The sequence below is a fragment of the Ureibacillus yapensis genome, assembly GCF_003515775.1.
Taxonomy (GTDB): domain Bacteria; phylum Bacillota; class Bacilli; order Bacillales_A; family Planococcaceae; genus Ureibacillus; species Ureibacillus yapensis.
On sequence record NZ_QWEI01000008.1, the window covers coordinates 75,213 to 90,283 of the forward strand.

General features: G+C 39.9%; 15 protein-coding genes. 12 read left to right on the forward strand and 3 right to left on the reverse strand.

Annotated elements, in window-relative coordinates:
- Nucleotides 1-293 precede the first annotated feature (293 nt).
- A complete protein-coding gene (locus tag D1B33_RS13770; RefSeq protein WP_118876979.1) occupies nt 294-1,175 on the forward strand; it encodes a DMT family transporter in 882 nt (293 codons plus the stop codon).
- A 374-nt stretch (nt 1,176-1,549) separates the two neighbouring features.
- Here the strand turns inward: D1B33_RS13770 and D1B33_RS13780 are convergent, their stop codons facing one another.
- Nucleotides 1,550-2,857: a globin-coupled sensor protein gene (locus D1B33_RS13780; RefSeq protein ID WP_118876981.1), complete on the reverse strand. Its 1,308-nt coding sequence runs from the start codon at nt 2,855-2,857 to the stop codon at nt 1,550-1,552.
- Between the two features lie 170 nt (nt 2,858-3,027).
- Between D1B33_RS13780 and D1B33_RS13785 the strand changes: the two genes are divergently transcribed.
- Together D1B33_RS13785 and D1B33_RS13790 are read left to right on the forward strand one after the other, a co-directional pair.
- A complete protein-coding gene (locus D1B33_RS13785) occupies nt 3,028-4,041 on the forward strand; it encodes an EAL domain-containing protein (RefSeq protein WP_118876982.1) in 1,014 nt (337 codons plus the stop codon).
- A gap of 14 nt (nt 4,042-4,055) precedes the next feature.
- Entirely contained in the window at nt 4,056-4,955 is a 900-nt protein-coding gene (locus D1B33_RS13790; RefSeq protein WP_118876983.1) for a MerR family transcriptional regulator, read from the forward strand.
- Here the strand turns inward: D1B33_RS13790 and D1B33_RS13795 are convergent.
- Both D1B33_RS13795 and D1B33_RS13800 read right to left on the reverse strand, forming a co-directional pair.
- Nucleotides 4,948-5,520, reverse strand: a complete 573-nt coding sequence (locus D1B33_RS13795) for a YitT family protein (protein WP_118876984.1) — start codon at nt 5,518-5,520, stop codon at nt 4,948-4,950. The genes D1B33_RS13790 and D1B33_RS13795 overlap by 8 nt on opposite strands.
- A 93-nt stretch (nt 5,521-5,613) precedes the next feature.
- Nucleotides 5,614-6,213 (reverse strand): metallophosphoesterase family protein, encoded by a 600-nt coding sequence (locus tag D1B33_RS13800; RefSeq protein WP_118876985.1) that lies wholly within the window; start codon nt 6,211-6,213, stop codon nt 5,614-5,616.
- Between the two features lie 190 nt (nt 6,214-6,403).
- On the opposite strand from D1B33_RS13800, the gene D1B33_RS18660 reads away from it, so the two are divergent.
- From D1B33_RS18660 to cuyB, 9 genes are all read left to right on the forward strand, one after another.
- Complete coding sequence (locus tag D1B33_RS18660) at nt 6,404-7,009, forward strand: hypothetical protein (RefSeq protein ID WP_233549485.1); 606 nt, start codon at nt 6,404-6,406, stop codon at nt 7,007-7,009.
- A 70-nt stretch (nt 7,010-7,079) separates the two neighbouring features.
- A complete protein-coding gene (locus D1B33_RS13810; protein WP_118876986.1) occupies nt 7,080-7,259 on the forward strand; it encodes a gamma-type small acid-soluble spore protein in 180 nt (59 codons plus the stop codon).
- 153 nt (nt 7,260-7,412) lie between these two features.
- Nucleotides 7,413-7,916, forward strand: coding sequence for a GNAT family N-acetyltransferase (locus D1B33_RS13815; RefSeq protein ID WP_118876987.1), 504 nt, complete (start codon nt 7,413-7,415; stop codon nt 7,914-7,916).
- A gap of 105 nt (nt 7,917-8,021) precedes the next feature.
- Nucleotides 8,022-9,377 (forward strand): DUF2252 domain-containing protein, encoded by a 1,356-nt coding sequence (locus D1B33_RS13820; RefSeq protein ID WP_118876988.1) that lies wholly within the window; start codon nt 8,022-8,024, stop codon nt 9,375-9,377.
- Nucleotides 9,378-9,453: 76 nt separating this feature from the next.
- Nucleotides 9,454-9,693 carry a hypothetical protein gene (locus D1B33_RS13825; RefSeq protein ID WP_118876989.1) on the forward strand — a complete coding sequence of 80 codons (240 nt, stop codon included), beginning with the start codon at nt 9,454-9,456 and terminating at the stop codon, nt 9,691-9,693.
- Between the two features lie 216 nt (nt 9,694-9,909).
- Nucleotides 9,910-11,406 carry a class I adenylate-forming enzyme family protein gene (locus D1B33_RS13830; protein ID WP_118876990.1) on the forward strand — a complete coding sequence of 499 codons (1,497 nt, stop codon included), beginning with the start codon at nt 9,910-9,912 and terminating at the stop codon, nt 11,404-11,406.
- A gap of 10 nt (nt 11,407-11,416) precedes the next feature.
- Entirely contained in the window at nt 11,417-12,610 is a 1,194-nt protein-coding gene (locus tag D1B33_RS13835) for an acetyl-CoA C-acetyltransferase (protein ID WP_118876991.1), read from the forward strand.
- Between the two features lie 248 nt (nt 12,611-12,858).
- Nucleotides 12,859-14,079 (forward strand): carboxylate--amine ligase, encoded by a 1,221-nt coding sequence (locus D1B33_RS13840; RefSeq protein ID WP_118876992.1) that lies wholly within the window; start codon nt 12,859-12,861, stop codon nt 14,077-14,079.
- A complete protein-coding gene (cuyB, locus tag D1B33_RS13845) occupies nt 14,076-14,786 on the forward strand; it encodes a cysteate racemase (protein ID WP_118876993.1) in 711 nt (236 codons plus the stop codon). The genes D1B33_RS13840 and cuyB overlap by 4 nt, the downstream gene beginning before the upstream one ends.
- Nucleotides 14,787-15,071 lie beyond the last annotated feature (285 nt).

Genomic DNA, 15,071 nt, shown 5'->3' on the forward strand with positions numbered 1-15,071 from the left:
CATTCCTCGTAGTTTTTTCTAGTTTATGAGTGGAGTGTGGAAAGGGTGCTGTGAGGAAAGGGCGCCTTTAAATAAGAGTAAGAAGTGTACGGCATATTCAAGGCTGTACATAAATAATATAACCTAGGTTTGGTTTATTCGTAAAATAAATATTATTCATAAATAACATTCCTTTTTTCATAATTGAAAGGGGTTCAGCTTATCTTTTCTAAGCATTACCTCTATATTTTGAAATATTAATATTTTCAATATGCTATATAATATAAATAAGCAAATATAAAATGGAGGTAGCAATGCGTAAATATATTGGTGAAATCATGCTCTTTATAACGGCAATCATATGGGGGAGCGGCTTTGTTGTCAGCGCCATTTCCCTCGACTATTATTCGCCTTATCAAATAATGGCAGGGAGATTTTTGATTGGATTCATCGTATTGAGTCTGATTTTTCATAAAAAGTTGAAAGGATTGAACAGAGGGGTCATCAAAAAAGGATTCATATTGGGGTTCTTTCTATATTTGGCTTTTATATTGCAAACGGTCGGGCTTCAGTATACGACACCTTCCAAGAATGCCTTTTTAACTGCGGTAAATGTTGTCATCGTGCCGTTTATCGCGTATTTTGCCTATAAAAGAAAAATTGACCGTTTTGAATTGGCAGGGGCGATTCTGGCCATTGTGGGAATTGGTTTTCTGTCGCTCCAATTATCCTCGGATATCAATGTTGGGGATATTCTGACTTTGGCTTGTGCAGTTGCTTTTGCTTATCAAATCTTCTATACAGCCAAATTCGTAAAAGATGAAGATCCAATTGCTTTGACGATTGTACAAATGTTCTTTGCTAGTGTGTTTGCTTGGATTGTGGTTGTGTTCAAAGGGGAAACGCAGTTTTCTTTGCAAGTGGAAGGAGTAGCTTCCGTCATCTACTTGGCCATTTTCTCCACAACCATTGCCTACCTTTTTCAAACCATTGCACAAAAGTTTACGAATGAAACGAAAACAGCCATTATTCTTTCCACTGAATCTTTTTGGGGAATGCTATTCTCCGTCATCTTCTTAAGTGAATTGCTAACGATGCGCATGGCCATTGGCGCGATTTTAATTCTATGCGCAATTATCATTTCAGAAACAAAACTATCCTTTTTGAAAAAGAAAAGCATGGAAAAATTAATCTAGTAAAAAGGTCGTCCTGTTAACAGAGTTACAGGACGATTTTTTTTGATTAACTTCCAGCTACAGCGCCCAGCCCCTCAAGGTCGCGGTCTGCTGCTGTCGCTTCGCTTTCGCGCAAAAAACATCTGCCCTCGGTCGAAAGCTGAAAAGATGCTTTCGATTCGGGCCTTCCGCCGCACAAGGATGTGCAAGTGCCGACAATGCTGCTGTCGCTACGCTTTCGCGCAAAAAACATCTGCCACACGACGTGGCGTTTTTGTCGGCCAGCGCTTGTATCTGTCGCTGCGCTTTCGGTGCACAAAAAATCTGTACCTGCCGCTGCGCTTTCGGTACACAAAACATCTGTCGATGGCTAACCAGGGCGCTTGCGCTTTTGTTTATAAATCAATAGTTGCTTCATTTAGTTGTTTTGCCGAGTCAGCCACTTTTGAGTAATAATTCCCAATTTCCCTGATAATTTGAACAAAATTGTTCATTCCTTCATCTACGCTGGAAATTTGCTGTTCACTCTGCATGATGGAATCTAAAATAATATGAAACTTTTCTTGCGTTAAAGTCGAATTTGCCAGGCTTTTATTGACGAGGTCACTAATTCCATTTGTTGTTTGAACAGCTTGTGCTGTCAGGTTGGAAGAATGATTGGTCAAATCCGTGATTTGTTCAACCGATTGTTTTGACTGAGCAGCCAGTTTGCGTACCTCTTCCGCCACAACGGCGAAGCCTCTTCCATGACTGCCGGCTCTTGCTGCTTCAATTGAAGCATTTAATGACAAAAGGTTTGTTTGGTCTGCAATTTGCTTTACCAAAGAAACAATCTGGGTAATTTGGTCGGAAGAAACTTTCAGTTGCTCCACAATTTCATTCATGCCATTTGTTTGAAGAGCAATGGTCTCCATCTGCAACTCCAATTTTTCTACCAAATCGGTGCCTTCCTGTGCTTCTTTTTGGATGAATCTTGTTTGTTGGACGCTCGACTGAATGCCTTCATTAATCGCCAGCGATTGTTGGACAACCTGGTTGACGGAGGAATTGGTCTCTTCGGTAAGTTCCGCCAAGTTTTTGCTTAAGATTGAAATATTGTCTTTTAATTCTCCTTTTACTCTCTCATAATCCATTTCTCTTAGCCTTAAATTTTCTTTATCATATTCCTCCAACACTAATTGTGTTTCAAAACTGATAATTTTGGAGGCGACAAGGATTGCTGCTTCTTTATGTTGAGGCAGCCAAGCCATCCTATTAATGTGTTTGATCATTTCAACCAATACTTGTTGAAAAGCGCCGATATACCATTTTGGCAATAGTCCAATCTTGAAGTGAATATGAGCGACCTTTAATCGCTTTTGGATATATTCCTGATTGATATCACCTGAGAACATTTCAATAATGTGAACTTGGAGCGTTTGTTTCAAACGATTGACGGTGCTATTTTCTTGAATGATATGTTTTAAGCTTGGAACCAGCAAAATCTGCTTGTAAAATGCCTCAACGATCTCCTCGATGTGTTGTGCAATATATGGCTGCAAATTTTTTAAAAGAGCTGCATCCTCTACTTTAAATTCGATGAATTCCAATTGTTTTGAAATATCCGGATGGGATGTAACCCCATGGAAATCTAATTGTACCGAAACTGGAGCATTAAATATCATTTCTTCTTCTTTCTTTGCTTGTTTTTTTAAAAGCAACATGTTGGACTCCTTCTACTATTCAGCTTTTTCCTGATTTTTCTTGTTGATATCATTTATAGCAAAATAAAAAACGGGTGTCAAATGTTTGTATAATGTTAGAGTTTAAACGTTGTACAATTATTAAAATCCATCTATAATGAGGTAAAAGATTCCAGAAAGGGTGGATTGCCATGGATATATGTAATGCCTGCTTTTCAGGTAACCTGGATTATAGTATAAAGTTTGAAGGTGAAAAGAACTGGAGCTTTCTACCGATATTGGTTGTCTATTTAAAAAAAAGAAACCACTTGATACACTACAAAAATACAATGGTTGAGGTTAAGGAAGAAGCGATTGTTGAGCTGGTTGGCTTTTTTAAAGAAAATCTGGATTGCGAAGCCATATTCTTTAGTGTAGACAGAGTCAATTGGAAACCGATCCATCTGATTAGTCAAACCTATGAAGCACGTTGGGTGGACGATATTCTAGTAAAAAACTCAGCATTTAACTACATCCAGCCTATTGTTGATGGCTCGGAAAATGTATATGGTTATGAAATGCTGGCAAGATTTCATGATGGCAATGGAGGAGTGTTATCGCCTTTTGAGGTTTTCAATGCGGCCAAATTGCGTAGCCGCACATTCTCGCTCGATCGGCTTTGCAGATTGACGGCTGTTAAAAGTGCTGCATTTGTGTCGGGAAAAGTCTTTATTAATTTCATCCCGACTGCAATCTATTCCCCGGAGCATTGTTTGCAATCGACGGTACAGTTGGCAAATGAATTAAATATAGAACCTTCACGCTTCGTTTTTGAAGTGGTGGAAACAGAAGAAGTAGAAGATTTGGCACATCTGAAGAAAATATTGATGTATTATAAAGAGAAAGGTTTTGAATATGCCCTGGATGATGTAGGAGAAGGGTTTAGTACGGCGGAAGCATTAAAACAACTAGAACCGCACTTCATGAAATTGGATATGAAATATGTTCAAGGTGTTTCAATGGACGAACGGAAACAAGCCGTTGCCAAGGACTTTTTAAATACCGCACTTAGGGTAGGGGCTGTTCCTTTAGCGGAGGGCATAGAAAAACGCGAAGATTTCATTTGGTTGAAAAATGAAGGTTATAAACTATTCCAAGGATATTATTTCGGAAAACCTTCACCTATTCATACTCTTGAAACACGGCGAAAAATTGAGGAAATATAGGAAGGGTGAAGGAGATGCAAACTCCTCATTCTGGATTTTTTTACATCCAGCAAGTTGCAGAGATTACGGAGTTATCAAAACAATTGATAAGAAAATGGGAAGACCGTTATGAAATTATTCATCCCACGAGGCTTGACAATGGGTATCGAGTCTACAGCGAACAAGACGTGAATATCCTTTTAACAGTGAAAAGTTTAATTGAACAAGGACATACTGTTAAACAGGCAGCTACTCTTCTTAAAGATGGCATTGTCCAGCCTTTAACGGAGCAAAATGCTGCAAACGTTGATTACGCAGCCGAAACAAATCTCTATGTACGGCAATTATTGCAAAAAGGGTCGCAATGTAAAGAAGCAGAGCTGAACCAGCTTCTTCATCAAACATATCACCTGTTTGGACTGAAAGAATTCCTGAATTCAGTCATTGTTCCTTTTCTTAAAGAAGTAGGCAACCGTTGGGAAACTGGGGAGTGGAGCGAGTACCAAGAGGCGCTGTCCAGCACATTGGTTCGTGATTTCCTGGTGCAGATTCGCAGAAACTTTCAGATCAATCAAGATGCACCTTTGGTTGTCGGTGCTTGTTTGCCAAGCGAGCATCATGAAGTACCGGTTCATATTTTATTGTTGGAAGCGATGGTGCGTGGGTGGAAAACATTTTTTATCGGTTTTTCGCCTGCACCGGGTTCCATTCAGGCAATCGTGGAACGATTAAACCCAAAAAAGGTTATACTTTCAGCTTCGACTTTATTGCCATTTCAGCATTACCCAACTTTACTGGAGGAGTTGGATGAGTTTGCCCGAAAACATCCAGAGACTGAATTTTATTTGGGAGGTACAGGGTCTATGCTGTACTGCGATGACTTGGCCCCGAAGCATTTAAAATTAACCAATGATATTAATGAGGTCTTTAGGTAGAATTTCTTGTCAGTAGACTCGTGAAGATACCCACACTCAAAATAGTTACCATGGATAGCAGCAATGTGCTTGGTGAAATTAATAAACCGCCTATAAGGATTACAGCAGCATCAATGATAAAAATTACAACTCCCACATTGATGCTTGTTTGATCGGATATGAATTGGGCGAGCAAGTCTGTTCCGCCAGTGCTTGTTTCAAAGCGCAGCATAAGACCGATTCCAAGCCCCACAAATATCCCGCCAAGAACGGAGCTTAACAGAGGGTCTATTCGTACGGCAGTACGCAATGGCTTCAGTAGATCAATTACCATAGAAGAAATGAGCAACCCGTGTAAACTATTGAAAAAATAGGTTCTATATTTGAACCATGCCAATACGAAGATGGGCGCGCTTAATACAATAATCATCAGACCAATCTTCAGTTGAAATAAATAATGCAAAATCAGCGAAAGCCCAATAATTCCCCCATCCAGAATTTCATGTGGCGTTAAAAACACATTAATTCCCAAAGATAAAAGAATACTCCCAACAATAATGGCCAAACCTTTTTTAATGAATAACATATTCTTCTCCTCATAAACTGGACATGCACCATTTTATGAAGAAAATAATCGGAAAATGTACAAATGATAAAAGGGGTAGTGGCAGTTTGGCAATCAGGGTTGCTTTGAGGCCTTCATAAAAGTGATGGAAAAATTTTCGCTATCGTATAAACACCATTCCCCATGAACAACTACAGATCCAACATTAATCCAGTACTTCTTTTTAAAAAGAGGAATTTCCTTACCAAACTGAATCGTTATATTTACTTTTTTACTGTTAACGTAAAGGCCGCTGCGGTGGCTGTGTCCGAAGAAGAGCAGCGGTGTTTCGATTCCAAGAGATGGAGTGTCTACCGGTTCCCAATGGTCGTCCCATTGTATTTGATGGCCATGAATCAAAGTTGCCTCTTCAATTTGAATTCTTTCGGGCAATGCAGCAAACCGCTCAATCCCTGTCACTTTGGTAATCCGCTCCTCTTGATTGCCCTTAATGGAGGGAAATGATAATAAATCCTCAAATTCATCTGAAATGATGGCCGCATCGCTTAAGGGGGCATTTGAGAGCGTTCGTGCTTTTTTCTTCCCGATTTTGCATTCGTAAAGATCGCCCAAGCATAGTAATTGGGCATCAGGCGCAATCGTCCTAATATGATGTAAAACGGCTTTTGTATCCTTAATGTGAGAGTGTAAATCCCCAAGCAAAGCATATTTCATTATTTCACCTTCAAACGTAGTAATTATTGTCTCTTATTTTAATTGAATTTTTTCATGAAGAAAACCCTTGGGAGCTGTAAGGAAAACAACCACGCTTAAAATTATGCAAATGAAAATATTTATTTTCGCTCATAAATGTGTTTGGACTTTGGCAAGATAAAGGCATAACATTTTTGGAGGTGTTTTTGATATGCAAAACAATAACGGCAAACGTTTCACATCTGTTGGTACTGATATTGATGAAGTAAAGCGACAAAATGCACAAGGTTTTTCTGGTCAGCAATCTTTCCAAGGTACAAATCCGCAAAAGGTAAGAGAAGAAATTGCTCAAGAGGGAGGTCCAGTTGGACAATCTTTCGGTTCCCAAATGGGTGGAACATCCGGAGCTGGGAAAACATCAGCAGGGACGGATATCCAACAAGTAAGAGAAGAGATTGCGCAAGAATCAGCACCTTTTGGCCAATCTTTCTCTTCAAGCCAAATGGGCGGATCATTCGGAGCTGGTAAAACATCTGCGGGAACAGACATTCAACAAGTAAGAGAAGAAATCGCGCAAGAATCAGCGCCTTTTAGCCAATCTTTTTCTTCAAGCCAAATGGGCGGATCATTCGGAGCTGGTAAAACATCATCAGGGACGGATATCCAACAAGTAAGAGAAGAAATTGCGCAAGAATCGGCTCCATTTAGTGTTCAAAATCAACAACAAGGTTCTGCAGGAAAAACGATGGCTGGTACGGATGTAGCGGCAGTTAGACGCCAAAACCAACAAGCAGAACAAGGAAAAAGACAGTTCTAGTTGGGAGCTCTTTTAAAACGCCTCTTTTAGGGGCGTTTTTTATACTTTCCCCCAAAAGGAGGTTTTATTCATGCCAAATCATTATACGGCAGCAGGGACCAATATAGAGGAAGTAAAACGAAAAAATGCGGAATACGGTCTTTCATACAATGAGGTAAAGGCACTGCTGGCCAGTACAGGCGGTAAGAATACAAAACAATTCAGCGATACGAATGCAGAGGAAATAAAAAAACAAATTCATCCTCATTAGGTTGAAAAAATGCACTTCATGCGAAAAATGAAGTGCATTTTTAATGTGATCTTTACCGAAAAGGAATTAATATCTTGAAATCAGAGTATTTACATACTAAAATTTAGAAAAGTCAGTAGAAAAAGAAAAATGAGAAATTTAGAGGGGTATTCGATGATTATACGAGATGCATTCAAGGAAGAGTTTGAAGAGATAAGAAAATTGCGTTTGGATTCCTATCAGGAACATGCCGAAAAAATCCCTGAAGCCCATTGGAATGTATTAAAAACGTCCATTCTTTCCGATGAACAAGAACAGCAAGGGATCGAACGCATGGTTGCTGTAGATGATGGAGAAATCGTTGGAACCGTAGCGTTATTTTCTCCTGAAATTGAAGCATACAAAGGATTGGTTGAAGGTGAGCTCAATCATCCAGAGCTGCGTATGCTGGCCGTGTCGCCAAAAGCAAGGGGAAAAGGTGCAGCAAGAGCATTGATTGAGGAATGCATCAAACGCTCAAAAGACAAGGGATATAAGGCAATGGGTTTACATACATCAGACTTTATGGAGAATGCTGTAAAACTATATACAAGCCTCGGTTTTAAACGCTTGCCCCAACATGATTTTATCCCCTTGGATGATGGTATTGTGGTAAAAGCATTTTTGATTGAATTTTAAGAGGAATCCGGTAAGGGTTCCTCTTTTTAATTTTGGAGAAAAAATTCCAAATCCTTACTCTCGAAGGGTATATAATTGAATAAAAAGCAGAAGGGGAGGATTTTATTGCAAAGCCTATTAAACCGAGTGAAAGAGACTAAAAAAGTGCTGCGGAAACACCAAATTGAAACCATCTTAAATGAGTTTGATGAAGAAACGATGAACCTTGGACCAGAAAAAAGACTCATGAAATATGAACAAATGATGGAAAGCCCTTTTCGCTTTTTTAGAGGAAGCGCTTATTTGTTTTATTACGATGCGACCAAAATGCCTTTCTCGTTCCATACAGATGCCGACAAACCTACCTGGATTCAAGGCGATTTGCATATGGAAAACTTCGGCGCCTTTCAAAATGAAAATGGCGACATCGTGTATGACGTAAACGATTTTGATGAAGGTTATATTGGGTCTTATTTATATGATATTTTAAGAATGGCTGTAAGTATCGCATTGTATGGAGAAGCGCAAGGCTTCACAATCGAAGAACAAAAAAAGCGGATTCACACGTATCTTCATGCGTATCATAAACAATTAACGAGGTTCATTAACGGAAAAGATGATCCCTTTTCATTGACCTTTACTGTTGAAAACACAAAAGGTCCGGTAAAAAAAACATTAAAAAAACTTGCAAAAAGACAAAGAGACCACCTATTAAAAGATATTACCTATATTGATGAAAACGGAAAGCGCGCTTTTGCATGGTCCGAGGAAATTGAACCTGTCCAGTTGGATGAACGTACATTGCTGGAAAAATTAACGGAAAGTTATATTAATTCACTGGACGTAGAAAATCAAAAAGATCTATCTTTCTATACCATTAAAGATATTGCAAAAAAACATGGGACAGGTACAGCTTCAATAGGGCTGGACCGCTATTATATTCTGATAGAAGGCGAAAAAGAGGCGCAAGGGGTAGACGATCTTGTACTGGAAGTAAAAGAAGTAAGAACGGCTGTGCCTACCTACTTTTTGCCGTACCGCGAGAAATTCTGGGAAAAATATGAACACCAAGGAAAACGTGTTGTGGCAACGCAAAAAGCCATGCATCATTTAGAAGACCCTTATTTGGGCTATTTAACGATCGATGGCCACGAATTTTATGTCCGTGAACGTTCACCCTACAAAAAGAAAGTAAAAGCGGCTCAACTGGCAACAGTAGAAGACTTTGATGCAACAGTGGAAATAATGGGAAAAATCACGGCAAAAATTCATGCACGTGCAGATGTGGACACGGAAAGCGAGTTATTTACCCATGAAAGTGAAGAAGAAATTATTGAAGCAATCGGGAAGGATTTTCAGACTTTTGCTGCACAAATTATCTTTGCGGCGATCGGCTATAAAGAGCAAGTCAATCATGACTATGAACTTTTTTGTGAATGGGTTCAAGAGACATTCAAAAAGGCTGTTAAAAAAGGGAAATAAACCACTTTCCGCTATTTTATCCAATCGGGAATAATCCTGCTGATCTGTTGCAAACTAAACAAAAGGAGTGGTAACAGTGAATAAAGAGCAGGGTTTTGTACCAGAGTCCAAAAAAGAGTTTGTTGGTTTGCCTGTAGAAGAAAAGCCGGATATGGTAGATTCGGAAAATATAAGCCTTTTTGATTTGCATGAAGATATGCAAACAGTTGATGCCATCCCGATAGCGGAACTGAACAAGCGAGTAAAAGCGGAGGATGACGAACTGATTACGGAAGTGTTTAGAAAAGAATCGCCTGATGAGAAAAAACATAGTTAACAGTAAAGGTACGGTCGAGTGATGGATGCTTGATGGTACCTTTTACTTTTTTCTGGAATTTTCAATTTTATATGCGTTTGTGTAAAAATTTTCTATTTTATTAGGTTGAACAAGAGGGGCTCAATTGTTAAAATTAACCTATATTTTAAAACATCCACCTAGAGCGATAGTTGAAATGGTAATGGTTTGTCACTCTAAACGAATGGGGGATTTTGTATGTTCATAACTAATGTATTGGAACAACATGCAATGACTAAGCCGGAAGCGCCGGCAATTCTTTTCCAAGAAAGAGAATGGACATATCGCCAACTGTACAGCAATGCCAAAAAAATTGCCGGATACCTGCAGCAGCAAGGCTATAAAAAGGGGGACGTGGTTGCCCAGTTTATGCTAAACTCCGACTATTTTATGGCAGTTTACTATGGCATTCAATTGGCAGGTTTGACCGCTATGCCGATTAATACCAAACTGGCAGCGCCGGAAGTGGAGTATATATTCTCCCATTCACAAGCAAAGGTACTTATTTCTGATGAAAAAATTGAAAGTACAATTCAAAGTACCTCTCACATCTTCAACGAAAAAATCAACCTAGATAAAATCAAGAAAATCTTAAGTCAAGAAGCAGAGTTTACGCCTGTCCCGCTGGAAGAAAATGATACAGCAATTATTATGTATACTTCCGGAACGACCGGCAAGCCAAAGGGCGTACAGTTGACCCATCGCAATATTTTTGAGACAGCCGAAATTTGGTCGGAATCGATGAATATGACAAATAATGATCGAATGTATATCTGTACACCATTATTCCATTGTGCCGGCAGTCATGTGTTTGCTGTTCCGACTATGTACCGCGGTGGATTGATTATTATTGAAGAAGCATTTTCACCAGAACGGACCCTGAAAAATATGGGGGAAACAAAGGCGACAATCTTCTTTGGGGTTCCTGCGATGTATAACATTCTATTAAACAAACCAGAATTGAAAAATTATAGTCTGGAGCATTTAAGACTCTTTGTTTACGGCGCTGCTCCCATGCCATATGAACTGGTGAAGCGCTTAAAGGATTCTTTCCCAAAAGTAAAACTCCAGAATGCGTATGGACAGACAGAAAATTCACCTGCAGCCTCTTCTTTAACCGACCAGGATGCTATAACGAAGATTGGTTCTGTAGGAAAACCGCTGCCACGTACGGAAATCAAGCTGGTAGATGCTTTGGGAGAAGAAGTGCCGCTTGGTGAAGTCGGCGAGATTTGTGTAAAGGGCCCACAGGTAATGAAAGGCTACCTCCGCAATCCTGAAGAAACTTCCCGAACGATTCAAAATGGATGGTTGTATTCGGGGGATTTGGGCCGTTTTGATGAAGAAGGATTTTTATATATCGTAGATCGCAAAAAGGATATGATTATCCGCGGAGGAGAAAATATATATCCGATTGAAGTGGAAGAAGTGTTGTTCCAAATGCCGGAAATCCTTGAAGCAGCAGTTGTCGGGGTGCCTCATGAAGTTTATGGTGAAATGCCAAAAGCTTTCGTTGTAGTGAAAGAAGCACAAACGCTTAGCGAGGAAGATATCCTGAGATACTGTCAAACACAATTAGCCAAATATAAGGTCCCAATGGAAGTGGAGTTTTTAAGTGAATTGCCGCGAAATGCATCAGGCAAGGTGTTGAAACATACGTTAAAACCAAGGACAAGCGAGATTGCGCAAAGCTAGGGGGATGAAAATGGAGAATGTTTATATAGTGGATGGGGCAAGAACCGCCTTTACTTCTTTTGGCGGTTCATTTGCTGCAGTGGATGCGGTGGAATTGGGGACACATACTGCCATTGAGGCATTAAAAAGATCAAATGTTCAACCGGAACAAGTGGACCACTTGTTTTATGGCGGGGTTATTACGACAAGTGAAAATTCAGCCTATCTAGCGCGGCATATTGGGTTGAAAGCGGGAGTGCCAAAAGAAATACCTGCCTTGACGCTGAATCGTTTATGCGGTTCGGGCTTGCAGTCGATCATCACCGCGGCGCAGCATATTTTGCTGGGGGAAGCCAATATTGTGCTGGCTGGCGGAGCGGAGAATATGTCACAATCTCCTTATTCCAATTTTGAACAACGCTTTAACGGTTCAAAACTTGGAAATTTGCAATTTGTCGACATGCTGCAAGCGACACTAACCGATCAGTATACTGGCTCAGGTATGGGATTGACTGCGGAAAAACTGGCGGACCTTTATGAAATCTCCCGTCAAGAACAGGACGAATTTGCCGTACAATCCCATAGACGCGCGGCAAACGCACGACAAGAAGGATATTTTGGAGAAGAAATCGTCCCGGTCATCGTTAAAACGCGTAAAGGCGAGGTAACGGTAGAAGTGGATGAACATATTAAAGAAACGACGGATTTGGAAAGTTTGGCGAAATTGCGCCCGGCATTCAAAAAGGATGGATCCGTTACAGCCGGGAATGCTTCCGGTATCAATGATGGGGCAGCTTCCGTCATCGTTGCGGGGGAAAGTGCCGTAAGAGAAAACAACTTGCGTCCGAATGCCCGCATCGTGTCATGGGCAGTAACGGGCGTCGATCCTACAATTATGGGAATCGGCCCAGTACCGGCTATTAAACAAGCTCTTCAAAAAGCAAACTTAACAATAGAGGATATGGATTTGGTTGAAGTCAATGAAGCCTTCGCGGCGCAATACTTGGCAGTGGAAAAAAGTTTAGGGTTGAATCGTGAAATAACGAATGTAAACGGCGGGGCCATTGCATTGGGGCATCCTGTTGGAGCAAGCGGAACAAGGGTCGCGTTAGCCTGCAGCTATGAATTGAAACGCCGCGGCGGAAAGTATGCAGTGGCAAGTTTATGCATTGGCGGAGGCCAAGGGATTGCAATGGTGATTGAACGATTTGATGGAAGTATTTAGAGCTATAATCCATCTGTCTAATACCTACTAAAAAAAGGACTTAAAGGTTCTCCGGAGCTTTTAAGTTTTTTGTTTTACATAGCGATTCAACACTGTAAAAAGAATGTAATGAAATCTTCATTTAATAATGGCGTATATTTATTAATTTTTTCGCCAAATGTGTTAAACTATCTGTTAGATTATGCATCCTTAAGGGATTCCTAAACGTTATCAAAATCATAAAAACAATCAAAGTGAGTTGAACAATAATGGAACAACCATTTTTACCAATATTATTAGGTTCTGATATGAACGCATACGGCATGGCACGGGCATTTTATGAAGCTTATCGAATAAAACCGCTCGTGTTGGGCCGTTCACATTTAACGGCGACACAAGATAGCCGTATATTGCACTTCCAGGAAATCAAAAACTTAAATAGCCAAGAAGTATTTGTATCGGCACTTGAAAAAGTGGCAAAACAATATCCGGACAAAAAACTGTTGCTTCTGGCTTGTGGCGATGATTACGCAAAACTGATCATAAAAAATAAACCGGCTTTGGAAAAACACTTTACAGTACCATACATTGATGAATCATTAATGGATCAAATTCTGCTAAAAGAAAATTTCTATAAAATGTGTGATCAATATAATTTCAAATATCCGGGAACAACAACAGTGACAGCTGAAAATTATCAAGATTTTACGCCGCCATTCGAGTACCCGATTATATTAAAAGCTTCGAACTCCGTTGCTTACTGGGCATGCAGCTTCCCGGGCAAAAAGAAAGTGTTTGTTGCCAACGATGAAGCCGAGAAAACAGCCATCCTAAAAGCAATCTACAGTTCTACTTACCAAGATACGATGATTGTACAAGAATTCATCCCTGGCGATGATTCGTATATGCGTGTATTGAATGCCTATGTTGGGAAAGATGGAAAAGTCAAATTGATGTGTCTTGGAAATCCAATCTTGGAAGAACATTCACCGGAAGGAATCGGAAGTTATGCAGCCATCATTACGACACATGATGAAAAACTAATGGATCAGGTTCGCCACTTCCTTGAAGATATCGGCTATACAGGCTTTGCCAATTTCGATATGAAATACGATGTACGAGATGGAGAATACAAATTATTTGAAATCAACTTGCGTAATGGACGATCTAGTTATTATGTAACGGCAGCCGGCTATAATTTAATGAAATATGTGGCGGACGATCGTATGCTGAATATCAAGCAAGAACTCACATACGGAACTAACAAACACTTATGGATGATCATCCCGAAAGGTGTTCTATTCAAATATGCAACGAATGAAAAAATGAAAATTGAAGCCAAAAGCTTAATCCGTCATGGAAAATGGACAAACTCTTTATTTTATAAAGAGGACATGAATTTCAAACGATGGATTAAACTAACTTTGAACAGCTTGAATTATTACCGAAAATACAAAAAATATTTTAACAAAAAAGGTTTGGGAGAATGAGAAAAACATTAGGAATTATAGGTGGTGTAGGGCCGCTTGCGACAATGTTTATCGGTGAGATGATTGTCCGCCGAACAGCCGCCGCCAAAGATCAGGAGCATGTGCATACCATCATAGACAACGATACTTCAATCCCGGATCGTACTGCTTATATTCTGGACCGAACAAAGGAAAATCCTGTTCCCTTTATGGTCAATGATGCAGTTAAGCTTGCCAATGCAGGAGCAGACTTGATTTGCATCCCATGCAATACAGCCCATACATTTTATGAGGAGCTAAAAGAAGGTTCTCCGGTGCCCGTGCTGCACATGATTCGTGAAACAGCCAAGAGAGCCTTCGAACTTGGTGCAAAACGGGTGGGAATTTTGGCAACGGACGGAACGCTGGCATCAGCCGTTTACCAAAAGGCCTTGTTGGAACAAGATATCGAACCAGTCCTGCCGGATGCCAACATCCAAAAAGAAGTAATGTCACTAATTTATGATTATGTAAAAGCAGGCAAGGATGTTACCCGCCAGCAATGGCAAATCATCGAGAATGCTATGCTTGAACTGGAATGCGACAAAGTAATCTTAGGATGCACAGAGCTTTCCATTATAAACAAAGAGTTGAAACTTGATGGCCGCTACATTGATTCTTTAATCGTGCTGGCTGAACGTGCCATTGTAGCTTGTGGATACGAATTGATTCATCCTGTTACAGTTTAAGACGAATCCCATTCATAGAAAAAGTAGAATAAAGTGTTGCTTAAATAATTTTGAACGCCTCTTTATGGGGCGTTTTTTTTATAGAAAGTGTGCAACGGCGGTTGCTTATTAAGAATGATATGAGAGCGGCTAATAGGAAAATTTGCGTACCGCTAAAATAATTGCATTATTTTAAATATTTAAATTAATGTTTACAAAACCAATAGGATTTATTAAAATTACCATAAAATGTGATGTTTCAATGAAAAACGGAGGTTTAAGTAGTATCCTTTTTTATCGAGAATA